Origin of the sequence: Microseira sp. BLCC-F43 (assembly GCF_041929235.1) — a bacterium.
Taxonomy (GTDB): Bacteria; Cyanobacteriota; Cyanobacteriia; order Cyanobacteriales; family Aerosakkonemataceae; genus Microseira.
Map to the genome: position 1 here is coordinate 1 of NZ_JBHFNP010000176.1, position 23,275 is coordinate 23,275.

Here is a 23,275-nt window from a genome sequence, read left to right on the forward strand (position 1 = left end):
GCCAACAATAAAGGGATAAGTATCAGTGAAATAATTGAACAGTTGGCACGAATGATTGACGCTGATTAAAATCAGCGAGTCGTCGTTCCTCCACGCAATAAATTGACGTGGCTCCCCGACTCCCGATTTTCTTTAGGTGGAGTCCCGCTATGGGGATGAACGTCGCGGCGAAAGCCAGAATGGCAGCAATTTTTCGACTTTTGGGCTTGCTTAACATGCTACGAGCGCACTTTTAACTCTAGAGGCTGGTTGGCAGGGGGAATGGGATCGGCAATAATACCTGATTGAGGAAAGACTGCTGCAATCGCTCCTGACCAACCCAAAAATAATTTGAACGCCGATTAGGGCTGGACTAGAATGGTAGCAGAAGCCTTTGAATATCGACCAATTGATAATATTCTGTTAAATGGAAGCGCAATGGGATTTTTTGACTCTGAGATCGTTCAGCAAGAAGCCAAACAGCTATTTGAGGATTATCAATCCCTCATCCAACTAGGCAATAACTACGGAAAATTTGACCGCGAGGGCAAAAAGCTGTTTATCGAGCAAATGGAAGCGATGATGGAGCGCTACCGCGTCTTCATGAAGCGCTTTGAACTTTCCGACGACTTCATGGCGCAGATGACTGTACAGCAACTTAAAACTCAGCTAGGTCAATTTGGCGTCACGCCCCAGCAAATGTTTGACCAAATGCATTCAACTCTAGAGCGGATGAAGTCCGAACTAGAAAAACAGCCATAGATAGGGGCTAGGGAATAGGGACGATTAAGGATTAAAGTAGCAGCCCAGAGGAAAAAGACTAGCCCCTAGCCCCTAGCCCCTGTTCCAGCGACGAGGACGCTTAAAGTCGGACGCGGGTCGGAAATATTCCACCGGAACGCCATCCAACGCTCGGTACATAAAATTGCGCCAGATTGGTGCCGCATATTGACCGCCCGTCACCCCATATGCCAAGCGTCGGTTGTCATCTCGACCGACCCAAATCGCCACAGATAGCTGGGGTACATAGCCAACAAACCAAACATCGCGTTCAGCGGAAGTTGTCCCGGTTTTGCCAGCAGCGGGACGACCGATTTGCGCCTCTTTCCCAGTCCCCGAAACAACTACACTCCGCAGCACGCTATTCATCGAAGCAGCTGCCCAAGGATCGAGAACGAGTTTGGGTTTGGGTGTATTATCCAGAATCACCTGACCCTGAGTATCGGTCACCTGAACGATAAAAGTTGTATCCGACTGCCACCCATTCGCGGCAAAAGTAGCATAGGCTGAGGCCATTTCTAACGGCGTCAGTCCAATTGCACCCAGGGGTAAAGAAGTTACGGGTTCCATCGGACTCTTAATTCCCAGGGTGCGACACACCTCAATCACTTTATCCAATCCTACGGCGCGGCCCAGCTTCACGGCCGGAACGTTGCGAGAAACTTCCAAAGCAGCGCGAATGCTCATCGCACCGCCGAAGGAATTGTCATAGTTTCTGGGTCTGTACCAGCCGTCCCCATCCCGGTAGCTCACCGGCGTATCGTAGACAGTTGAATAAGGCGTATATCTACCCGTGGCAAACGCCGCGTAGTAAACAAACGGCTTAAACGCAGATCCGGGTTGGCGTCGGGCTTGAATCGCGCGGTTAAACTGACTCTTTTCGTAATCCGAACCCCCTACCATCGCCTTGACAAAATGGGTGCGGGGATCGACCGCTACCAGTGCCAGTTCGGTTTTCCAGAGTCCGCGACGTTGCAGTCTCCAGTGTTCGCGAGCGATAAATTCTTCCGCCATCCGTTGGAACTTCGTATCGATCGTAGTTTGAACGCGCATCCCGCCTTTTTGCACCGTATCGCGACCAAAGCGTTGAATCAACTCCTGCTTAACCGCATCGGTGACATAAGGCAGCTGGGAAGTCTGGAATGAAGTAACTTTACCGAGTTTCAGGGGTTGTTTGCGGGCAGCAGCTTCTTGGGCGGGCGTAATCCACGCCAGTTCTCTCATGCGGCTCAAAACCAGCGCTTGTCGCTGTTTTGCCACCTTATAGTTGATGAAGGGACTGTACTCTTCAGGCGCTTGAATCAAACCCGCCATCATCGAAGCTTCTGCCAAATTTAAATTAGCAGCTGACTTGCCAAAATAGCTTTCGGCGGCAGTTTCTACCCCATAGTTGTTATGCCCCCAATAAACCTGATTCAGGTACAACTCCATAATCTGGTCTTTGGTGAGAATTTGCTCCAAGCGTATTGCCAGGACAGCTTCCGCTACCTTGCGGCTAAAAGCACGCTTGTGAGACAAAAACAGGTTTTTCACCAACTGCATCGTCAGCGTCGAACCGCCTTCCACCACATCGCCCTTCTGCCAGTTAGCTTTCACAGCACGACCGACGCTGCTGGGGTTAATCCCGTGGTGGAAGTAGAAGTGACTATCTTCAATTGCCAGCACTGCGCGTTTGAGTTCGGGAGAAATTCTGTTTAGGGATACCACTTCCCGGTTAGCTTCGCCGTGGACGCTGGTTAATAGGTCGCCCTTGAGACCGTAAATGTGAGTTGTTTCTGTGGGAGCGTAGGTACGCAGAACTCTCACATCCGGCAGATTGCGAAAGCTAATGGCTAAGCCTACCAATCCCCCAGCTACAATCGAACTGGTGAGCATGGTAATGCCCAGAAGAGTCCCGCCAGTTACCTTGGCAACGGTTTGAACGAACTCAAAACCCGAGGCAATGTTGCCGGATTGCTTTTGTCGGAGCGTGTTAGACGACACGGCGATTTGACTTCCTCAACGAAAACAACCAAAAATCAAATAAAGCGTAACTTAGTAAGCGATTTATCAAAACCGAGGGTGTTTGGGTTAGCTATAATACCCTCGCCATAATCTTTGATTTGCCAGGGGATACATGGACTCCCCCGAGTTAATTTTAGGGTTCTTGAGTTCCTAAAATTAACACTTAACAGTTGCATTGTGTCCATTAAACCCTATAATAAGCGAATGTTGACACTTAACCACCGCTATCGCATATATCCAGATGCCACTCAAGAACAAACGCTTGTTGAGTGGATGGAAATCTGTCGCTCCGCTTACAACTATGCGCTTCGAGAGATCAAATATTGGTGCGATAGCCGTAAGTGTTCGATTAATAAATGCTCTGTTGAAAAAGAATACATCCTGCCTGCTGACTTGAAGTTTCCGAGCGTTATCAACCAGCTTAACAACTTGCCTAGATCCAAGAAAGAATTTCCTATACTCAGTCAAGTTCCTTCTCAGGTTATCCAGCAAACGATTAAACAGCTTCATCGAGGTTGGGAATACTTCCAACACAGAGAGTTTGGCTTTCCCAGATTCAAGAAATACGGGCAGTTCAAATCGTTGCTGTTTCCTCAATTTAAGCAAAATCCACTGACAAACTTGCACGTTAAACTGCCTAAGATTGGAGCAATCCCCATCAACCTGCACCGACCCATACCTAGTGGATTTGTTGTCAAGCAGGTGAGAATCTCTCGGTGTGCCGACAAGTGGTACGCTTCTATCAATATCCAGTGTGATGTCAGCGTTCCCGACCCCATTCCCCACGGTCATCCGCTCGGGGTAGATGTGGGGTTGGAGAAGTTTTTGGCAACTAGCGACGGGGTCTTCGTAAAGCCGCCTAAGTTTTTTAAGAGTTTGCAAAGTAGGCTGAAAGTGCTGCAACGCAGACTCAAGAGAAAAAAGAAGCGCTCCCAGAATTACGAGAAGGCTCGGATTAAAGTTGCGAGACTTCACCACACAATTGACAACACTCGCAAGGATTTTCACTTCAAGCAAGCTCACGCTCTTTGTGATGCTGGCGATATGGTCTTCATGGAAGACTTGGACTACCGAATCAGTGCAAAAGGTATGTTGGGAAAACACATGCTTGACGCAGGATTCGGTCAATTTAGAACCATCGTCAAGTACCTGTGCTGGCAGCGAGGAAAGTTCTTCGGGGAAGTCGATGCTAGGGGGACTTCTCAAGAGTGTCCCTCTTGCGGTGCAAAAGTGAGGAAAGATTTGAGGGTTAGAGTGCATTTGTGTCCGAACTGTAACTATACGACGGATAGGGATGTAGCTAGCTCTCAGGTGATCAGAAACAGAGGAATTAAGTTAGTTAGTACCGTTGGGCAAACGGGAATCGAAAGCGCCTGTGCAGACGATCTACCGGGGGCTGGTGCAAACCAGTCTAGGCAAGTGTCGCAACCCCATAAGCGAACAACCAGGAAATCCAAGTAGCGATCCGAGAGCGATGCCCCATTATAATATTTGATTTGGTGGGGGAGGATGTCACAGTAGTCTGGCTGTTAAACAATTGTGATGTCAACCTGTGGGTGTGAAATTAACTAGACAGTCGTTGAGTTTACCAGATAGCTGGGTGAATCGACCCTGATTAACCAAACTGGGCATTCTTAAATTATGACCTCCCATCAATCTACAAGTATGAATGAAAACTTCGCGTGGCTGCATCGGGGCGTCAGCGAGATTTTTCCCAACAAACCCGATGGGGAAAATGCTGACGAGAACCTGATTCAACGTTTAATTCAAACCGACCGACCGCTGCGAGTCAAGTTGGGAATTGACCCCACGGGTAGCGATATCCATTTAGGTCATAGTATCCCCGTCCGTAAGATGCGAGCGTTTCAGGATGCCGGTCATACAGCTGTCCTGATAATTGGCGATTTTACCGCACGCATCGGCGATCCGACCGGCAAATCAGAAGTGCGCCAGCAACTAACTGCGGAACAGGTAGCAAAAAATGCCCAAACTTATCTCGATCAAGTCCGCCCAATTTTGGATTTTGACACCCCAGGGCGTCTTTCAGTTCGCTATAACTCGGAATGGCTATCTTCGCTAGATCTGGCAAAGATTCTAGAATTGCTGGGGACGATGACGGTGGGGCAGATGCTGGCAAAAGAAGGGTTTGCCGAACGTTATCAGAAAGAAAACCCGATTTACTTGCACGAGTTTCTCTACCCGTTGATGCAAGGATATGACTCGGTGGCAGTTCAAGCTGATGTCGAGTTGGGCGGCACCGACCAAAAGTTTAACATCGCCGTGGGGCGGGATTTGCAGCGACACTTTGGTCTATCGCCCCAGTTTGGAGTGTTGACGCCGATTTTAATCGGCACCGATGGCGGGCAAAAAATGTCCAAGTCCCTGGGTAACTATGTCGGGTTAAGGGAACACCCCAGCGACATGTATCAAAAGTTGCAAAAGATTCCGGATAATTTACTAGAGCAGTATTTTGAATTGCTGACAAATCTGCCTTTGGATAGATTGCCAGAAAACCCTCGCGCTCGCCAAAAACTCCTCGCCTTTGAGATTGTGTCTCAATACCACGGTAAACAAGCTGCCCAAGACGCCGAAAAGGCTACGGAAAGCCAATCTTTACCCGAATTTTCGGTTTCGGCGTTGCAGTTTCCCGCCAAGTTGGTTAACCTTCTCGGCGCTAGTAAACTTTGTTCCAGCAATCGAGAATCGCGGGAGAAGATTCAATCCGGGGCGGTGCGCCTAGATGGCGATAAAATTACCGACATCAACCTCACTTTTGATACACCGGATTCCCTCCACGGACGCATCTTACAGGTTGGCAAAAGTAAGTTTGTTCGTCTGATGCCGTGAAAATGGCTTTGTTGTCAGTTGTCAGCAGTTGCGATCTGCGATCGCTGACCGCTGATATCATGTCCGGTTCTTCACCCATAGTTAGGAATGACTTGGGAGAACGGTGACACGGTGACGCGGTGATATTTTGATTAAGGGTAATTAGGCGGACATCATATGACCCAATCTAAAATTTGAAATTCACTAGATGTTAGTCGCCGAACGGATTATCGTACCTTTAGACGTGCCAACAGCAGCAGAGGCGATCGCCCTGATCGATCTGCTAGACGAGGTACGTTTCTTCAAAGTGGGGCTAGAGTTATTTGTCAGTACTGGCCCCCAAATTCTTAGTATCCTAAAAGACCGACAAAAGCGTATTTTCCTGGATCTGAAATTTCACGATATCCCCAACACCGTCGCGGGTGCTTGTCGTGCCGCAGCAGGTTATGGTGTTGATTTAATCACGATCCACGCGAATGCCGGAAAAAACGCGCTACAGGCCGCTAAAGCAGCCGTAGAGGCGGGGGCAGAAGCAAAAAGACAAAAACCGCCCAAACTGATTGCCATTACGCTATTGACGAGTTTAAACGCCAGGGATTTAGCCTTTGACCTCAAAATTCCCTTAGAGTTGCCAGAATATGCCTTACAAATGGCGCTGCTGGCGCAAGAAAGCGGGTTAGATGGTGCTGTATGTTCGCCCCAGGAGGCGCAACAATTACGGCAAGTTTGCGGGGAGGAGTTTGTCCTAGTTTGTCCAGGAGTGCGACCTGATTGGGCAGATAAGGGGGATCAGAAGCGATCGCTTACTCCCGCATCTGCCCTCAAAGCAGGTGCCGACTACCTCGTGATCGGACGCCCCATCACCGCCGCCACCGATCCAGCAGCAGCTTTCAGGCTAATTTGCGAAGAATTAGCTTGATCCACGATTCATCCCACACTGAATCGATTTGGGCGACTCCGGTACGGAGTCGCCCAAATCGATCAATTGTCGGGACGCGATTGATTCTCAATATACTGACGAAGAGTTGATATAGTAACGCCGCCACAGCTGGCGACTTGCATAAGAGCCATTGGAGAAAACATCTTTCCAGTATATTGATGCCCGGAGATCCGCTTTCCTCTTGTCTAAGGAAAGCGAGAAGTTACGGATTTAATGTTGTTTACCAGATTGCTAAGTGCGATATCTGGATGGTACTGAAAAAGTACGTGAACCTGGTCGGATTCGCCGTTAAACTCTACCAGCTTGCAATCCCACTTTAAGAGCAACTCTTCCAAGATGTTGTGCAGACGAGCAAGCATTTCTGCGGTAAAAGCTTTGCGTCTGTATTTGGTTGTCAAAACATGGTGAACTTTAAGATCGCTAACCTCACGACCCTTGTGTACAAAATCATTTCTCACAAGCTTTCCGAAAACTCTGCTAGAATCAGTGTATTTTGAAGCAGCGACACTCATTAAGGTCGAAGTGAGGTAGGGACATGAAACTTAACTATCAATACCGGATTTATCCATTTACGGCTCAAATCGAGAAAATGAACAAGTGGTTAAGAATTTGTCGCTACCTCTACAATCGTTGGTTAGGTCAGTGTTTGGATTGGTGGGATAGAAACCGTTGCCCTATAAACGCTTGTCCGCTAATTTGTCATTTACCAGAACTAGCAGACAATCCTTATTTGACAGACCTTAAGGCGCAGTTGCCAGAACTAAAAAAAGATTTGGTAACTGTAAAATGGTCAGGTGAATTGCTCGATCTAAGTGGTGTTTACTCAACTGTTTTGCAAGATGTTTACACGTCTCGCCTAAAAAAGGCAATGGAGTGGTATATCAAAGGAGACAGCAAGGGGTTTCGTAGCGGTAGACCTCGTTACAAGACCGAGGCAGATTACCGATCGTTTAAGTTTCCACAAGCTAAAAATGAGTGGATTGATCCAGTCAATTGCGTATTGAAATTGCCATTTATTGGTGGCGTTCAAATTCGCTTGCATCGACCTCTGCCACCAGGATTTAAACTTAAGACCGTTCAGGCGATCAAAAAAGCGGATGGATGGTATGCAAATCTGTGTGTAGAAGATTCAACAGTACCAGAGTTTATTCCGGACGATCTCGCCCCGAATTGGGATAATTCGCTTGGTATAGATGCCGTCCTTTTTGGCGATGACTACTTGGCTACCTCTGATGGAGATAAAATTGCATCGTTAAAATCTTTTCGGAAGTATGGTAATAAATTAGCGCAAGTATCTAAACGCAGGTCAGCTAGGAAAAAAGCCTCTAATAGGCGGCGAAAGCTAGCCAAGCGAGAAGCCTGCATTCATCAACGTATTGCTAGATCAAGAAAAGACCATGCTTTTAAAACCGCTCACAAATTGGTAAAAACTGGCAAGAAAGTCTTTTTCCATGAAGACTTGGAATTGAGAAATCTGACCAAGCGTAACAAGGCAAAACAGGATGAATCGGGGAAGTTTCTTACTAATGGTCAAAGTGCCAAGTCGGGATTAAACAAATCCTGGCTTGATGCTGCGTTTGGACAGGGATTTCAAACTCTAGAATACATAGCCGCGAAAGCTGGGGCTAGGGTGTTGCCAGTTGTACCTGCCTGTACTTCTCAATATCTTTCATACCGCGACGAATCTGTATTTACAGATTGCAGTATCAGAGAATATTGGGATGAAGTAGAAAATATCTGGGTTGACCGCGACATTAATGCCGCAGTCAACATAAAAAGAGTCGGGCTGGGACTGTTCCTGACTTTAAACAGCCGTAGCGGGAAAATAAAGGTATCGCATACCGATAGTACCGCGATGGAAGTTCTGCGATTCTTTCGGGAATTGCAGAAGCCTGCACTAGATAGTTCACGGAAGCGTAGGTAGTTCACCTTCTGTTGCGTGAATAGCAAAGGGGATAATCAAATGTTGACAGAACTGCACCTGAAGCGAGTCGGCCCTGCGCCTCAATTTGATGTAAAAATTGGCGAAAGATTGAAGATTTTTACAGGCGATAATGGTTTAGGAAAAACCTTTTTATTGGATGTAATATGGTATTCTCTAACCGGAACCTGGGTAGATAATCCCGCCTTTCCACAACTAACAGAAGAAACACCCCAAATTTGCTGTAAATTCATCAATCAAACAACTGGTGAATCCAAAACCTTTCTCAGATCTTTTGATTTTGAGGTTCCTCCAGAACAACGCCAAAGAGCAGACTTTACTTTACAACGCTTGCGCCTGCGAGACGACGAACGAGTCATCCGCCAGCGCCAGCAATGGTATCAACTCTACCTTGATGGCGACCTGACGCTGGAAGGACTGGAAAAAAAGGCTCCCCTAATTGCCCGTGCAGTCAGAAAACACCAGCAAAGTTGAAGTTAGCAGTCACCACTCACCCGCCATCTGTCAGGAAATTTCTTCTGGCTGCTTTTTGTTTACCGTTTGCATTCTCCCAAGTTTTAAGTTCTACAGTCCTGAGTACAGAAAACCAGCTAATAAGCGAAATACCCAATGCCCGACGCCCGATTGAGTGTCCCGCTGACGTAGAAACATTAATTGCTCTCTTGCTGCGGGATTTACCCAGCTATGCCAATCGGGTCACCCAAAGGGCAAGGCGTCGCAGTAGAAGCGTTGAGGTTTACAGCTACGTAATTTTAGCCGGACGCCCAGAGTTTGAACCCCTCACCCTTGGTCCCGGCGAATATACTCAAGCTGCACCCGACTCTAATTCAGAAGACCTGCGGCAAGTTTTTCTTACCACTTTAGAACGACAGTATGTAGGAAATAAACCAGTTCTACTCCAGCAATATCACTGGCTATTTTTAACTAAAACTGACAGCGGTTGGCTACTAGCAATGATGTTTTCCCAGACCGGATTATACCCAGATGAACGCCCGCCTACAGCGCCACGGGAAAGCAGTCAAGGTGTTATCGGTCAAGCGATTCAAATCTGGTTACGGGATTGTCGTGCTGGTGTTATCCGACCGGGAAATTGGTAATTGGTAATTGGTAATTGGTAATTGCTAATTGCTAATTGCTAATTGCTAATTGCTAATGGGGGAAAACAGACAAGATGGCAAAAATATCTGGGGCGGGCAGGATGCCCACCCCACAAAGTGAGAAAAGTTATAGCGGTTTGCAGCTGGATGAGGGAGATCGGGAAGACTCTGGAACTAGAAGTAATTTCTTCCCCATCTTCCAAATTCTCCGCGTCAGGAGTGTCACCGCGTCAGGAGTGTCCTCTTCCCCATTACCTATTACCACCAATTTCATCGAGTTTTGCACGCACTGCTTGGATATCTTGCCACATTAACCACTTGGGACTGCCGCGTTCTTTTGAAGGATTTCTCAACAGATAAGCAGGATGAAGAATTGGCATACACAAACGTCCTTCCCACTCCATCCAAAGACCGCGAATTTTTGTAATACCCCGCTTCTCGTTCAGCAAACTGCGTACAGCAGTCGCGCCAGTCAGCAGAATAATTTTCGGGTCTACCATGCGAATTTGTTCTAGAAGATAGGGTTTACAAGCTGCTATTTCTTCAGCAGTCGGAACTCGGTTTTCGGGTGGGCGACACTTGACTGCGTTGCAGATATAAACATCGCGATCGCTATCTATCCCTACAGACGCTAGAATTTTCTCTAGCAGTTGTCCGGCTTTACCCACAAAAGGCAATCCTGTTTCATCCTCGTTTTGACCAGGACCTTCCCCTACAATCATCACATCTGCTTCGATATTGCCCCGTCCGATGACTGCGTGGGTACGATTGTCTCCTAGATCGCATCTGTGACACCTGTTGCAATGTGCCGCCATCTCGGTCATGGTTTGATAAGTGCCGGGAGGAATAGGAATTTTGGCATTCGTGGGAATCAAATCTGGGTGGAAATTTACCTTTGGGGTTGATTCACCCAATGTTGATAGGTCAAACAGACTCGGTTGTTCTTCGCTAGGCATAATTTTATACAAACAAAGGGACCCTGGGAGACTCTTGAACTAAAAGTAATTACTTCAAGTGTCTTCCCCATCTTCCCCATTCCCCCCATCCCCGCGTCCCCCCCTCCCCGCGTCCTCTTCCCCACCCTGAATCGGCGATAGCCGTGAATTTCTTTCTTCAGATAGAGACAAAAAAATTAAATTAAGTTGATAATAGTGCTTTTTGCCATAAATTTTACCGTTTCTTAACTTAGTTCAGCTTACATTAAAGAGCAAGTTGAATAGCATTAAAAGCTGGCGACGAGCGGCATGACCGTACTTTTTTAGTAATTCTTATTACATCTGCACAAGGGACCATGTGGGGTCAAAGGGCAACCTACCAACAACTCTAGTTTAAATTGCGCCCTTTAGCTTTGGTGGAACTACTGACGGAACCTGTGTCAAAACTTTTAAAAGCGATGGAAGTACCTAGCAACTTTGCTACCGCCCCTGTCTTGGTAAAGAGGAAGAGTCCGCTTTGTCTTTTTTGTCTATGACCAAAGAGTGTTGATCTTAGCTATTTTGTCACTCCACGTTTTTAGGTAGTGGTACAAATTAAATTAAAGAATTAATAGAAGAAGATGATAAATCTACAGCTACGTAAACAAAACGCAACATTGACAGCAGCAGGCGCAATGGAAAAGTTTTTCCACATGTCGCTAGACTTGTTCTGCGTTGTTGGACAAGATGGGTATTTTAAGCTAGTAAATCCAGCCTGGAAAAGAATTTTAGGCTGGACAACAGGCGAGTTGAGATCGCGCCCTTGGATCGAATTCGTCCATCCCGATGATGTAGAATCCAGCTTGCTCGCCAGCGAAACATGCAGGGAGCAAGATCTGTTGCGGTTTGAAAATCGCTACCGCCATAAAGATGGCAGCTATCGGTGGTTGTCTTGGAACTACTCGCGATATCAAGATGGATGCAGTTATGCGATCGCTAGAGAAATTACCGAACAAAAACATACAGAAGCACAACTGCTGCTATACCAATCTCTTACCAAAGCAATTAACGATGCTAAAGATCTCAATCGCGCCCTAGAAGTCACCCTGGGCCAAGTATGCGAAACTACTGGCTGGGAATATGGAGAAGTATGGATTCCATCTGCCAACGATGGGGAAATTAAATGCAGCGCTGTGGGATACAACCGTTTGGCAAAACTCAAACTCTTCCGCCGCATCAGCGAGGGATTGGCATTTCCACCCGGTGTTGGCATACCGGGGCGAGTTTGGGGGACCAAACAGCCAGAATGGAATCAAGATGTTTCTATTCAACCCCTAAGTTGGTCTAGCCGTGCGAATATGGCGAAGAAATGCGGGATTAAAGCCGGTTTTGGCGTGCCTATCCTGGCGGATGACCAAGTGTTAGCGGTGCTGATATTTTTTACCGTAGAAAAGCGTGCAGAAGATCCAACCCTGGTGAGGCTAGTTTCCTCGGTTGCTTTGCAGCTGGGTTCGTTGATGCAACGCAAGCAAGCAGAAGAACAGCTGCGCGCTACCAATCAAACTCTGCAAACCTTGATTCAAACTTCGCCCTTGGGCATTATTACCCTCGATACCAACGCCAACGTTACCACGTGGAACCCTGCTGCCGAGAAACTTTTTGGTTGGAAGGAAGCAGAAGTTTTGGGTAAACTTCTCCCCATTGTTCCCGTCGAAGAACAGCAACAATTCCAGAATAGATTCCGCGCTACTTTGCAGGGTGCAACTGAAACGGCGTTGGAATTACGTCGCCAGAAAAAAGACGGTTCGTTAATTGATGTGAGCGTTTGGACGGCTCCAATAAAAGAACCCAACGGCAAGATTATTGGCAGCATTGCATTATTAGTAGATATAGGCGATCGCAAAATTGCCGAACAAGAGCGACAGCAGTTTATATCCCTAATCGAAAATAGCCCCGACTTTATCAGCATCGCCTCCCTAGAAGGGAAAATTCTATTTGTGAACGAAGCAGGGCAAAAACTGGTTGGACTTAACAGCAACGCATCAGCCAAAGATCCCCAAATATTTGACTACCTCATGCCGGAAGACATCGACAACTACAGAAATGTTGTGTTGCCAGGGATGATGGAAAAAGGCAATTGGAGTGGTGAATATCGCTTGCGGCATTTTCAAACGAATGCACCCATTGCCGTTCATCACAACAGTTTCCCGATTAAAGATTCTCAGACAGGGTGCGCGATCGCAATTGCCACGATTACCCGCGATATCACCGAGCAAAAAGCTACCGAATCAGCGTTGCAAGAAAGCGAAGCCCGCTTTAGGCGCTTGGTTGATTCTAATATCATCGGCGCGCTCGTCTGCGACATGCATGGTAACATTACACAAGCCAATGATGCCTTTTTGAAAACAGTGGGTCGCACCAGAGAGGAATTGTATGCCCGAAAATTACGGTGGAACGAAATTACCCCACCAGAATATTGCCATGTCGATCAACAAGCGCTTGAGGAATTGAATAATTGTGGAATTTGTACCCCCTTCGAGAAAGAATACCTCCGTCCTGATGGCAGTCGCGTTGCGGTGCTGATCGGGGCGGCGCTGGTGGAAGGATATCCCGATACTTGTGTCGCCTTTGTGCTGGATATTAGCGATCGCAAGCGCATCGAACAAGCATGGCGTCAAAGTCAAGAACGCCTGCGTACCGTGTTAGAAAACATGCCCGTAATGCTCAATGCTTTAGACGAGCAAGGCAGATTTATAGTTTGGAACAAAGAATGCGAACGCATCACAGGTTTTACCAGTAGCGAAATTGTCGGCAACCCTAATGCCTGGGAACTACTATATCCCAATGAATCCTATCGCACTTCGATGCAGACTTTATGCGCCGAGCGGTGCAATAACTACCGCAATTGGGAATGGGAAATTACTTGCAAAGATGGAAAGGTAAAAACAATTGCCTGGTCGAATATTTCCCAGAAATTCCCCATTCCCGGATGGGAAATGTGGGCAATTGGCGTAGACGTAACCGAGCGTCAGCTTGCTAAAGCCGCACTGCAAAAAGATAATGAAGAATTAGAAACTAAAGTCGCCAAGCGCACCGCCGAACTGTGGAATGCCCACCAACGAGCCGAACGCGAGCTAATCGAGCGCCGCAAAGCCGAGCAAGAACTCAAAAAGCACGCTCAGGTGATCGATTTGGCTAACGACACGATTGCCATCCGCGACCTGTCCCATACAATTACCTATTGGAATACTGGCGCCCAAAACCTCTACGGATGGACGAAAGAAGAAGCAATTGGCGAAAATGTCCACGCCCTGTTGCAAACCGAATTTTCTGTATCTTCAGAAGCCATCGATCAAGAGTTACGCGCATCGGGGCATTGGCAAGGAGAACTGATTCATACCAAACGCAGCGGCGAAAAAATTATTGTAGCCAGCCGCTGGACTCTGTGGCATGACGAATACGGACAGCCATCGGCAATTTTGGAAATTAATAATGATATCACAGAACAAAAGCGAACGGAAGCAGAAGTTAAAAAACTTAACGAAGATTTGCAGCGACGAAACGTAGAACTTAACGCCGCGAACAAAGAACTGGAAGCATTTTGTTATTCAGTGTCCCACGACTTGCGAAGTCCGCTGCGGAGCATCAACGGCTTTTCTCTGGCGCTGCAAGAAGACTACAGCGAGGTACTCGACGAAGTGGGGAAAGATTACCTGCGGCGAGTGTGTGCTGCTACGGAGCGCATGGGACAGTTAATCGATGACTTGTTGAGTTTATCGCGGATTACGCGCTCGCAGATGGGATTAGCCAGCGTAGATTTAAGCGCGATTGCGCAATCAATTTGCAGCGAACTGCAAGCAACCCAACCCGAAAGGCAAGTTGAGTTTCTCATCACCCCAGGCATCCAAGTCCAGGGAGACGCCAAACTGCTGCGGGTGGCACTAGAAAACTTACTCGGCAACGCCTGGAAATACACCAGCAAGCATAACAGCGCCCGCATCGAATTCGGCGTTTTGCGACATGGGGAAACAGCTTCAATGCCCAATGCCCCAGACCCGACATACTACGTGCGCGACGACGGTGCCGGTTTTGAGATGAATTATGCCGAAAAACTGTTTGCCCCCTTCCAGCGCCTGCACAGCATCACAGAATTTGAAGGCAACGGCATTGGTCTAGCAACCGTACAGCGCATCATTCATCGCCACGGGGGTCAAATCTGGGCTAGTGCCGAAGTAGAAAAAGGAGCTAGCTTTTATTTCACCCTGAATGCCTAATAGGTGGTAAATAATAATAACCTATCTACCTAAAACCTATTCACCGGATGGTGATGGCAACAATTTACTCGATTGGCAAAAAAATCATTTTATTGGTAGAAGATAATCCGGACGACCAGATGCTGACGCTCTTGGCGCTGCGACACAGCAGCGTCAAGAGCGAAGTGGTAGTAGTCAGCGATGGTGTAGAAGCGTTGGATTATCTGTTCGGTACGGGCAACTATGCCGGTAGGGATTTGAGCGTCATGCCCCAGCTGATATTACTGGATTTGAAGCTACCCAAAATCGATGGGTTAGAAGTATTGCGGCAATTGCGGGCAAACGATCGCACCCATTTGTTACCCGTGGTGATTCTCACCACATCAGCAGAGGAAAAAGACCGACTGCACAGCTATAGCCTCAGAGCCAACAGCTACGTCCGCAAACCCGTGGATTATGCAGAATTCGCCCAAGCAGTACAGCAATTAGGGTTGTATTGGCTAGTGTTAAATGAAGCACCGCCATCGTGAAAAGTAATGGGGAGAGAGGGCATTGAACATGGTGTATTGGGTAAAGATGAGGGAGATATGGGCGCTAAAGGAGAAAATTCTGCCCCAACTTGCACCAAAAGTACTGATAACCGCAGCCGATGCCTAAACAGCCCAATCCCCCAACTAAAGGAGCAATTTTATGAGTCAGACGCATCTACGAGTTCTGCTAGTGGAAGATTGTGAAGAAGACGCTTTATTGTTAATGCGGGAGTTGCGACGTACAGGTTACAAGCTGTTCTTAGAGCGGGTGGAAACAGCGGTGGCGATGCAGAACCAGCTGGTTCTGCATGAATGGGATATGGTGATTTCCGATTATTCGCTGCCAAAATTCAGCGCCCCAGACGCGTTAAAGCTGTTGCAGGAAACTGGATTAGACCTGCCATTTATTATCGTCTCCGGCTACATTGGCGAGGATGCGGCGGTGGCGGCGATGAAAGCAGGCGCCCACGACTACGTGATGAAAGACAACCTCGCCCGCTTGATACCGGCGGTAGAACGGGAGTTGCGCGAAGCCGCCGTGCGACGGCAAAACCAGCTGGCGGAAGCGGGGCGCAGAGAAAGCGAGCAACGCTTCAGGGCGCTGATTGAAAACGCCACGGATATCGTTGTAATTGTGGACAAAGACGGGATTTTTCGCTATATCAGCCCGTCGCAAGAACGGATTTTTGGATATAAAACCGAAGAACTGCTGGGAAAAAAGTGCCTGGATTATATTTATCCAGAAGACGTGTCCCTAGCGATCGCAACGATGAAGCGCAGTCTCAAACAACCCAGAATCAGTCAAGCTGCGATTGAATGTCGTCTCTTCCGTCGCAACGGTAGCTTGTGTTTTCTAGAAGCGGTTGCCACCAACCTGGTCGACGATCCAAGTGTAAAAGGAGTGGTGATCAATTGCCACGATATCACCGAGCGCAAACAAGCCGAAGAGCAACTGCGATTTTATGCATTTTATGACCCCCTCACAGGCTTGCCTAACCGGACTTTATTCCTGGAAAATTTGGGACAGCTACTCGATCGCAGGAGCAAGCAAGACTTACAAGACTTGTCAGGGGCTTTATTTGCAGTTCTGTTCCTAGATTTGGATCGCTTCGATGTGATTAAATACAGTCTGGGACACCTAGTTGCAGATGAACTGTTGAGCGCTACCGCAGCTAGGCTGGTGCGCAGCGTGGGAATTGCAGATATGGTGGCGCGGGTTGGCATCGACGAGTTTGCCCTGCTAATAACCCAACTCGAAGATATAGCGCAAGTGCAACGCATTGCAAAGAAGATTCACACCAGTATCGCGATGCCGTTTCATCTCGAAGGGCGCGAGGTGTTCACCACGGCTAGCATTGGGATGGCGATCGCAGGTAATTCCCCCATTGCGTCTACGACCAATTATGACCGACCCGAAGACTTTTTAAGGGCTGCTGATACGGCGATGTACTACGCAAAGCGAAGGGGTAAGGGTTGCTCGGCTGTCTTTGACGCCTCAATGCACGCCCACGCACTGGCACGCTTGGAATTGGAAGCCGACTTGCGACGAGGAATCGAACGCCAAGAGCTACTGCTGCACTACCAACCCATCGTATCCCTGTTCACGGGAAGGCTGACCGGCTTCGAGGCACTGGTACGCTGGAATCATCCCCAAATGGGTTTAGTTTCCCCAGGCGACTTCATTCCCGCCGCTGAAGAAACAGGTTTGATTTTGCCTTTGGGAAGTTGGGTGCTGCGGGAAGCTTGTCGCCAACTTGGCTGTTGGCAAAAGCAATTTCCTTCTGCCAGTTGCTTGACGATCAGCGTTAACCTGGCAGGGTTGCAATTGGTACAACCCGATTTGATCGACCAGATCGATCGCATCTTACAAGAAACCGGCTTGGAGGGGAGTCGATTAAAACTCGAGTTGACCGAAACAATTTTCATGGAAATCGCCGAAGTTGCACCAGCGGTTTTAGACCAACTCAAAGCCCGCCAAATTCAATTGTCTATTGATGACTTCGGTACGGGCTATTCTTCCCTCAGTCGCCTGCACCAATGGCCTCTTGATACCTTGAAGATAGACCGTTCTTTTGTCAGTCGTCTCAGTCTGGGTAATGAAAGCAGCGAGGTAGTGCGAACAATTGTAAATTTGGCTCATAATCTAGGACTGGACGTGATTGCAGAAGGGGTGGAAACAGCCGAGCAGATGTACCAACTGCGAAGTTTACAGTGTCAGTGCGGGCAGGGTAACTTTTTGTCTAAACCTTTGGATAGCAAGGCGGCAACAGATTTAATCGGGGAAAAGTTAAAAATTAAAAATTAAGCCGGTGGGCAGATGGGCAGGTGGGCAGATGGGCAGATGGGAATTTGAATGTATATTCTCCCCTACTCCCCTACTCACCTGCTTTGCAGCTCACCTGCCTCCTCCCCACCCAATCGGGTTAAGATATATAACCGGACTTAATATTTCCGGTGACCATGTCGGCAACCATCGCCTCCTCACAACATTCTATTCCTGGAGCCTACTGGCAGTGGCAAGAGCAACCTATCTACTACGTCAAAGCTGGCAAACGCAAATCCCAGCGCCCGCCGTTACTATTAATCCACGGATTTGGTGCGTCTACAGACCACTGGCGTAAAAATATCGTCGGATTGTCGCAGGATTTTGAAGTCTGGGCGATCGACCTACTGGGCTTTGGACGTTCGGCTAAACCCAACTGGCAGTATAGCGGTAATTTGTGGCGCGACCAACTGTATGATTTTGTCACAGAGGTCATCTGTCAGCCCGTAGTCTTGGCAGGAAACTCGTTAGGTGGCTATGCCAGTTTGTGTTTGGCGGCAGAACGTCCTTCTTCTGCTGCGGGGTTGGTGTTGGTTAACAGTGCTGGACCATTTACTGAAATCAAACCTCAGCCCCAACCCGATCCGTTCCGCAAGCTATGGGGTGACGCGGTTCTATCGATTCTGCGCCAACCTTGGGCAAATTATCTGGTATTTCAATACGCGCGGCAACCCTGGGTAATTCGTCAAACCCTGGAAAAAGTTTATCTTGACAAAAGTGCCGTTACCGATCAATTAGTGGAAGAAATTTACCGTCCTTCCTGCGATCCGGGTGCGGTGCAAGTTTTTGCTTCGGTTTTCAGTACGCCCCAAGGCGAAAAAGTGGACGCGCTGCTCTTAAAATTAACCTGTCCGCTGTTGATGCTGTGGGGAGAAGGCGATCCCTGGATGAATTCCAGAGAACGGGGGGCAAAGTTCCGTCAATTCTATCCTCAACTGACGGAACACTATCTGCAAGCAGGGCATTGTCCCCACGACGAAGTACCAGATAAAGTGAATGCGCTCTTAGCTGAGTGGATTTCGTCGAAAGTAGCTATTAGCTAATGGGTAATTGGTAATTGGTAATTGGTAATTGGTAATTGGATTCATTGGCAGTCTACTCTTGACAATTACCCATTACCCCAGTCATCAACCCGGTTTCTTCGTAGATTTCTCCCTGTCAAACCCACGATTTTTCAGAGAAACCGGGTTGATTTGCTAAGCGATGTAACTTAGCAACTTGAGTTACCTATAGCAATCCTATTTGAGTTGCGGGTAAAGACTTTTTTAATTGAACCGCAGAGGACGCTCCAGAACGCAGAGGAAGAGTTAAGAGAGATTTTCACAAATCCAGGACGGATTGCTATAATACCCATTAACGATTACCGATTACCGATTACCCATTACCATTTTATGCTTCCACACAATTGGTTAATTTTAGCGATTGGCGGTCTAATTTATGGGGTAAGTGCTGGTTTTTTGGGCATTGGCGGCGGCAGTTTGATAGTTCCTTTGTTGGTGGCACTTGGGTATTCGCCCGTGCAAGCGATCGCTACCAGCAGTCTCTCTATTTTCATTCCCGCCATTTTTGGTACAATTCAAAACTGGCGAATGGGTTTTTTCATGTTAAAACCCATTGTTTTATTAGGATTTACAGCGATTATCACCGCTCAAATTGGTGCTGATTTCGCCGATAAAATTGCCTCGGATTTACTGCTGGCTGCTTTTGGCGTTTTATTGCTAACAAATATTTATTTGGTAGACCTTCCTAAGCGCCTCAATCAGCAACAAAAGCATCCGGAAACAGAAGAAATTATCGCCTCAAATATTACCAACCCTATTGTTGCTAGAATTATCACTGGCAGTGCAGCAGGGGTACTAGCAGGTTTATTTGGTGTGGGGAGCGGTATCATTATGGTGCCTTGAAAAATTTTACTATTGGGCGAAAAAATTAAAGTAGCAATTCAAATTAGTTTAGGCGTTATTGTGATTACGGCTTGCTCTGCTGGCGCGGGACATGCTTGGCAAGGAAACCTGTTGTGGCGAGAGAGAATTATATTAGGTGCAGGTGGACTTTTGGGGGTGCAAGTTGGAACGCAATACTTGCCAAGATTAACCGATGAAGTTGTTAGTTTGCTCTTTCGTTTCATGCTGGGAATCTTGTGTGTTTATATTTTTTGGCAAGCTGGGAATAGTTATAAATTGGTAATTGGTAATTGGATTAACAGGATTTTGACTTCTTGAAAATTACCCATTACCCATTACCCATTACCAGTAACGCTTGATTTTATGATATAATCGAATCCTCAAGTCGGCCAATCAGAAATTTGGGTCAATCAGCTCTCCCAGGCTAGCTGTAAGGTCAAAAAATTAAGGAGATTAAGTAGTTAAAGTGACAAAAGTATTCAAGAAAATACTTAGAGAAACGCTGGCGACAGTCTTGGCTGCCCAACCCAAGTGAAGCGAAAGCAGAAGCGGGCAAGAGAAGTTAAAACCCAAGTCATAACGTTATTTGCCCCCTTCTGCTTTCGCTTCCGATAACTGGCAACTTGAGTTATTATCTATTACCCATGACCAAAGGACGCTTCAAATGACAGTTTACGAGGGGAATTTTACTCAAACAGAATCCCTGCGGTTTGCCATTGTCATCGGTCGATTTAACGACTTGGTGACAACCAAACTTTTGGAGGGGTGTCAAGATGGCCTAAAACGCCACGGGGTCGATGTTAACCCCCACGGCACTCAGGTAGATTACGTTTGGGTACCGGGCAGTTTTGAAATTCCCTTGATGGCGCACCAAATGGCACTCACCCATCGCTATGATGCCGTGATTTGTCTGGGAGCCGTAATCCGGGGTCAAACGCCGCACTTTGATTATGTGGCATCTGAGGTTTCCAAGGGAATTGCGGCGGCGAGTTTTCAGACGGGGGTGCCGGTAGTTTTTGGCGTCTTGACGGCAGACAACATGCAGCAAGCGTTGGAGAGGGCGGGAATCAAAAGCAATAAGGGCTGGGAATTCGCCATGAGTGCTTTGGAAATGGCAAGCTTGATGCGTCAAGTTAAGGCTAGCAGCACCGGAACCTACCTAAATAATGCCGCCGGGACAATGGCAGCAACCCTCAAAAGCGCCATGCCGCAACAATTGCCTGCCGAAACCGCTCAAAGCGAACAGGTGGGAAACTGACAAAGCATTTGAGATTTGAGATTTGAGATTTACCGGAAATTAAAGGATGAAAGCCCCTGGCTCCAGACATGGGGATGAAATCCAAAGGGGAATTTATTCCCCGTCTAGATATCTGTGCAGGAATTACGCTATATAGTTGAGCGTAAAAAATGCTGGTATTTGAGGCAAAACTTGAAGGACTTAATCAGCAGTACCGAAAGCGCCGATGTTGCTATTCGCACTGCTCGTTTTGTGCGTGTGCGACGTGAAAGTCGCGTATAGGTGCATCGGCACTGTTGACTGAGGAACCGTTTCCTCTGTAGGACTCCTTCCCTATATTCCCATTTGACACTCCCCGCTCTAAAGAGACGGGGATTCTTGCATCTAGAGATATTCCCTGCTAGAGGGAATATCCCACATCGGCGTTCAGGGCTGATGCCTTGCCAGCCGATCAACTAAACCAGATGAAACCATTACAGCAGCATCCTTCTTTAGGTTTAGCTGACAAGAGAAACCATCCCATTGGGCTAAGTTTCTCGATGCGTTTAAATCCCCATTGTGGTAGTGTCCATTAGCGCAATTAAAATCATGTCCTTTTCTATCGCCAAGAGTGCCACAAGTAGAACAAGATTTAGAGGTATATGGAGCCGGACGCTTAATTAGTTTTAAACCTTTCAGAGCTAACTTATACTCTAGTTTTTGCTCTAAAGAATAATACGCCCAAGAATGTCTGGATTCGACCTTATCAGAACGATTCTTTTTGCTCTGCTTCATGGAATTACGGCAGGATTCTAAATCTTCAACCACCAGGTCAGCATTGAGATATTCAGCGAATCGAACTATCCTTCTGCTAATTGTGTGGTTAACGGCTTCCATCCACCTACGCTATCGCTTATCCCACTTCTTCAATGCTCGGAACTTTTTAGCTGATTGCAAAGAATGACGACGTTTCTGATTAGAACGACGACGATGTTTAACTTCCTTGCCGAAGACAGAACTTTCCAAAACCTTTGGCAGGTGCTACCACAGCTAAATTGTTTTGCCCTCGGTCACATCCAATTCTGTTAATCGTCTGTACCTGTGGAACTTCCATAGTCACAGAGATATACTCTATGTCGATGTTTGATTAATTTGGCAGAACCTTTATCAATTAAAGTATCACCAACTAACAGCCTGTCTAAAATAGGTTGCCAATGTTTTGATGCTACTTCTACGCGAACTCGTGCAAGTTCCTTTTATTGTTGGGAAGCTTAAACTATAAGTTTCTCCAACTTTATGAATTGTCCAGTTCTGCTTATTGATTTCTGGTGGCAGAGATTTATATTGTTTGACTTTCTTCCCGACCCCAGAAGTGGTATGCCGGATTGTTTGGTTAGCAAGCGCAGACATGAGCGAAGTTTCTATCTTGGCTGTGGTTAACTTTCTTCTTGAAGTCAGTGGAATAGTTAACAACCAATTAGCTAAACGGGTATTCTCGTCTGTCATCTCGTCAAACATAGCGGCTTTGGCGAGATTGAGATCGATGAACTTCAGTTTTAGCGTGACAGTTACTTTGCTCATACTATGATTATAACCCAATCTTACCCAAATGGGTAAGATTGACTGCGGATAAATCCGCCGCGTCGCATTTCATCCACCGGATGAATCGCGGTGGATGAAATGCTCTCGATTTTGTCTAGGTAAAAGGGTCAAGAACCCCGCCTACCAAGGAAGTAAGCAATGAAACCAAGGGAATGCAAGGCACAAAAACGGAAATACGAACAGCTCGTTTGATATATTCCGTAAGGGAAAGGGTGGATAGGGTTAACGCAAGTGAATCATCGCAGATTCCGTGAAACGTAAACCGCGAAAAGAGCTGACACGCCCTGCCAAAAGGCAAGCAGGTAAGTTATTGGTGAACGGATGCCAATAACGAAGGAGTAAAACCCCTGCCGGAATATAGATGGAACCCGAACCACCCGCAGGTCACATACGCGAAACACGGTAAACCCCACTGGCTCTTGGGCTAGGTCGATAACTCAAGTTCGTCAACCGCAAGGAAGACCCAAATGCCGAGGGGGTAAAGGATTCCAGAGAAAGCAAAAGCCTTGGGTAATGCCTTGGATAGGGGTGCAAAATTTGCCCCACGCCGAAAGGTGGCAAACTTCTGGAAGGTCTTCAGCGATCAATCAAACTAAAGGAATTGAACCTTAGTGAAAGATAGGGTCAGCAATGACATCGGAGCGAAGGAACCGTTAGAGAAATGGGAATCCATCAATTGGAAACTCGTTAACAAACAAATTAAAAACTTGAGACAGAGAATTTATCGAGCAACCCAGAACGGTCAGTGGAATAAGGTTCGTAGCCTGATGAAGCTGATGATACTCAGCTACTCCAACCTACTAATGTCTGTGGGAAGAGTAACACAAGACAACCAAGGTAAAGTGCGACATGAAGTCGTGCAAAGGCGCATTATTGCGTTATGACAGAGGAGCCGTCTCCTGCGGGGAATCCTTTCTCCCTGTCCCTACGTAAAAGAGTCACAGACTCCGCCTACACCAAGACTA

19 protein-coding genes and 1 pseudogene are annotated in these 23,275 nt (G+C 47.3%); 15 read left to right on the plus strand and 5 right to left on the minus strand.

The genetic code is table 11. The features are described 5' to 3' along the window. Nucleotides 1-417 precede the first annotated feature (417 nt). Nucleotides 418-741, plus strand: a complete 324-nt coding sequence (locus ACE1CM_RS24970; protein ID WP_226590829.1) for a DUF1825 family protein — start codon at nt 418-420, stop codon at nt 739-741. A 72-nt stretch (nt 742-813) separates the two neighbouring features. Here the strand turns inward: ACE1CM_RS24970 and ACE1CM_RS24975 are convergent, their stop codons facing one another. Beyond that, nucleotides 814-2,742 carry a transglycosylase domain-containing protein gene (locus ACE1CM_RS24975; RefSeq protein ID WP_374881403.1) on the minus strand — a complete coding sequence of 643 codons (1,929 nt, stop codon included), beginning with the start codon at nt 2,740-2,742 and terminating at the stop codon, nt 814-816. A 225-nt stretch (nt 2,743-2,967) separates the two neighbouring features. Between ACE1CM_RS24975 and ACE1CM_RS24980 the strand changes: the two genes are divergently transcribed. From ACE1CM_RS24980 to pyrF, 3 genes are all read left to right on the plus strand, one after another. After that, nucleotides 2,968-4,224 carry an RNA-guided endonuclease InsQ/TnpB family protein gene (locus tag ACE1CM_RS24980; RefSeq protein ID WP_374881405.1) on the plus strand — a complete coding sequence of 419 codons (1,257 nt, stop codon included), beginning with the start codon at nt 2,968-2,970 and terminating at the stop codon, nt 4,222-4,224. 204 nt (nt 4,225-4,428) lie between these two features. Beyond that, nucleotides 4,429-5,610, plus strand: coding sequence for a tyrosine--tRNA ligase (gene tyrS / locus ACE1CM_RS24985; RefSeq protein WP_374881407.1), 1,182 nt, complete (start codon nt 4,429-4,431; stop codon nt 5,608-5,610). Nucleotides 5,611-5,797: 187 nt separating this feature from the next. Further along, the gene (gene pyrF, locus ACE1CM_RS24990; RefSeq protein ID WP_374881409.1) at nt 5,798-6,508 is read left to right on the plus strand and encodes an orotidine-5'-phosphate decarboxylase; all 711 of its coding nucleotides are present in this window, start codon (nt 5,798-5,800) and stop codon (nt 6,506-6,508) included. 62 nt (nt 6,509-6,570) lie between these two features. Here pyrF and tnpA read toward each other — a convergent pair. Continuing rightward, nucleotides 6,571-6,987: pseudogene (gene tnpA, locus ACE1CM_RS24995) on the minus strand (IS200/IS605 family transposase). Nucleotides 6,988-7,064: 77 nt separating this feature from the next. Between tnpA and ACE1CM_RS25000 the strand changes: the two are divergent. The 3 genes from ACE1CM_RS25000 to ACE1CM_RS25010 are packed head-to-tail and all read left to right on the plus strand — an operon-like array spanning nt 7,065 to nt 9,568. Then, on the plus strand, nt 7,065-8,453 hold the full coding sequence (locus ACE1CM_RS25000; RefSeq protein WP_374881411.1) for an RNA-guided endonuclease InsQ/TnpB family protein: 1,389 nt from the start codon (nt 7,065-7,067) through the stop codon (nt 8,451-8,453). Between the two features lie 39 nt (nt 8,454-8,492). Next, on the plus strand, nt 8,493-8,945 hold the full coding sequence (locus ACE1CM_RS25005) for a hypothetical protein (RefSeq protein ID WP_374881413.1): 453 nt from the start codon (nt 8,493-8,495) through the stop codon (nt 8,943-8,945). After that, a complete protein-coding gene (locus ACE1CM_RS25010) occupies nt 8,942-9,568 on the plus strand; it encodes a hypothetical protein (protein WP_374881415.1) in 627 nt (208 codons plus the stop codon). The genes ACE1CM_RS25005 and ACE1CM_RS25010 overlap by 4 nt, the downstream gene beginning before the upstream one ends. Nucleotides 9,569-9,819: 251 nt before the next feature. Here ACE1CM_RS25010 and ACE1CM_RS25015 read toward each other — a convergent pair whose 3' ends face one another. Next, nucleotides 9,820-10,524 (minus strand): uracil-DNA glycosylase family protein, encoded by a 705-nt coding sequence (locus ACE1CM_RS25015; protein ID WP_374881417.1) that lies wholly within the window; start codon nt 10,522-10,524, stop codon nt 9,820-9,822. Between the two features lie 599 nt (nt 10,525-11,123). Between ACE1CM_RS25015 and ACE1CM_RS25020 the strand changes: the two genes are divergently transcribed. The 7 genes from ACE1CM_RS25020 to ribH all read left to right on the plus strand — a co-directional run bounded on the left by ACE1CM_RS25020 (nt 11,124) and on the right by ribH (nt 20,750). Further along, on the plus strand, nt 11,124-14,756 hold the full coding sequence (locus tag ACE1CM_RS25020; protein WP_374881418.1) for a PAS domain S-box protein: 3,633 nt from the start codon (nt 11,124-11,126) through the stop codon (nt 14,754-14,756). Nucleotides 14,757-14,809: 53 nt separating this feature from the next. Then, nucleotides 14,810-15,265 (plus strand): response regulator, encoded by a 456-nt coding sequence (locus ACE1CM_RS25025; RefSeq protein WP_374881419.1) that lies wholly within the window; start codon nt 14,810-14,812, stop codon nt 15,263-15,265. A gap of 160 nt (nt 15,266-15,425) precedes the next feature. Next, nucleotides 15,426-17,570, plus strand: a complete 2,145-nt coding sequence (locus tag ACE1CM_RS25030) for a putative bifunctional diguanylate cyclase/phosphodiesterase (protein ID WP_374881420.1) — start codon at nt 15,426-15,428, stop codon at nt 17,568-17,570. Nucleotides 17,571-17,725: 155 nt separating this feature from the next. Beyond that, nucleotides 17,726-18,631, plus strand: coding sequence for an alpha/beta fold hydrolase (locus ACE1CM_RS25035; RefSeq protein ID WP_374881422.1), 906 nt, complete (start codon nt 17,726-17,728; stop codon nt 18,629-18,631). Nucleotides 18,632-18,979: 348 nt separating this feature from the next. Beyond that, the gene (locus tag ACE1CM_RS25040; protein WP_374881424.1) at nt 18,980-19,492 is read left to right on the plus strand and encodes a sulfite exporter TauE/SafE family protein; all 513 of its coding nucleotides are present in this window, start codon (nt 18,980-18,982) and stop codon (nt 19,490-19,492) included. 12 nt (nt 19,493-19,504) lie between these two features. Next, complete coding sequence (locus tag ACE1CM_RS25045) at nt 19,505-19,810, plus strand: TSUP family transporter (RefSeq protein ID WP_374881426.1); 306 nt, start codon at nt 19,505-19,507, stop codon at nt 19,808-19,810. A gap of 346 nt (nt 19,811-20,156) precedes the next feature. Beyond that, the gene (ribH, locus tag ACE1CM_RS25050) at nt 20,157-20,750 is read left to right on the plus strand and encodes a 6,7-dimethyl-8-ribityllumazine synthase (protein ID WP_374881428.1); all 594 of its coding nucleotides are present in this window, start codon (nt 20,157-20,159) and stop codon (nt 20,748-20,750) included. Nucleotides 20,751-21,155: 405 nt separating this feature from the next. Here ribH and ACE1CM_RS25055 read toward each other — a convergent pair whose 3' ends face one another. Further along, a complete protein-coding gene (locus ACE1CM_RS25055) occupies nt 21,156-21,605 on the minus strand; it encodes a zinc ribbon domain-containing protein (RefSeq protein ID WP_374881430.1) in 450 nt (149 codons plus the stop codon). Nucleotides 21,606-21,887: 282 nt separating this feature from the next. Next, the gene (locus ACE1CM_RS25060) at nt 21,888-22,289 is read right to left on the minus strand and encodes a hypothetical protein (protein ID WP_374881432.1); all 402 of its coding nucleotides are present in this window, start codon (nt 22,287-22,289) and stop codon (nt 21,888-21,890) included. Nucleotides 22,290-22,921: 632 nt separating this feature from the next. On the opposite strand from ACE1CM_RS25060, the gene ACE1CM_RS25065 reads away from it, so the two are divergent. Then, nucleotides 22,922-23,194 carry a reverse transcriptase N-terminal domain-containing protein gene (locus tag ACE1CM_RS25065; RefSeq protein WP_374881434.1) on the plus strand — a complete coding sequence of 91 codons (273 nt, stop codon included), beginning with the start codon at nt 22,922-22,924 and terminating at the stop codon, nt 23,192-23,194. The last annotated feature ends 81 nt before the right edge of the window (nt 23,195-23,275 follow it).

Coding starts and splice junctions, on each gene's coding strand:
- ACE1CM_RS24970 (WP_226590829.1), top strand. CDS start 418: ATGGGATTTTTTGACTCTGAGATCGTTCAGCAAGAAGCCAAACAGCTA.
- ACE1CM_RS24980 (WP_374881405.1), top strand. CDS start 2,968: ATGTTGACACTTAACCACCGCTATCGCATATATCCAGATGCCACTCAA.
- tyrS (WP_374881407.1), top strand. CDS start 4,429: ATGAATGAAAACTTCGCGTGGCTGCATCGGGGCGTCAGCGAGATTTTT.
- pyrF (WP_374881409.1), top strand. CDS start 5,798: ATGTTAGTCGCCGAACGGATTATCGTACCTTTAGACGTGCCAACAGCA.
- ACE1CM_RS25000 (WP_374881411.1), top strand. CDS start 7,065: ATGAAACTTAACTATCAATACCGGATTTATCCATTTACGGCTCAAATC.
- ACE1CM_RS25005 (WP_374881413.1), top strand. CDS start 8,493: ATGTTGACAGAACTGCACCTGAAGCGAGTCGGCCCTGCGCCTCAATTT.
- ACE1CM_RS25015 (WP_374881417.1), bottom strand. CDS start 10,524: ATGCCTAGCGAAGAACAACCGAGTCTGTTTGACCTATCAACATTGGGT.
- ACE1CM_RS25020 (WP_374881418.1), top strand. CDS start 11,124: ATGATAAATCTACAGCTACGTAAACAAAACGCAACATTGACAGCAGCA.
- ACE1CM_RS25025 (WP_374881419.1), top strand. CDS start 14,810: ATGGCAACAATTTACTCGATTGGCAAAAAAATCATTTTATTGGTAGAA.
- ACE1CM_RS25030 (WP_374881420.1), top strand. CDS start 15,426: ATGAGTCAGACGCATCTACGAGTTCTGCTAGTGGAAGATTGTGAAGAA.
- ACE1CM_RS25035 (WP_374881422.1), top strand. CDS start 17,726: ATGTCGGCAACCATCGCCTCCTCACAACATTCTATTCCTGGAGCCTAC.
- ACE1CM_RS25040 (WP_374881424.1), top strand. CDS start 18,980: ATGCTTCCACACAATTGGTTAATTTTAGCGATTGGCGGTCTAATTTAT.
- ribH (WP_374881428.1), top strand. CDS start 20,157: ATGACAGTTTACGAGGGGAATTTTACTCAAACAGAATCCCTGCGGTTT.
- ACE1CM_RS25055 (WP_374881430.1), bottom strand. CDS start 21,605: ATGGAAGCCGTTAACCACACAATTAGCAGAAGGATAGTTCGATTCGCT.
- ACE1CM_RS25060 (WP_374881432.1), bottom strand. CDS start 22,289: ATGAGCAAAGTAACTGTCACGCTAAAACTGAAGTTCATCGATCTCAAT.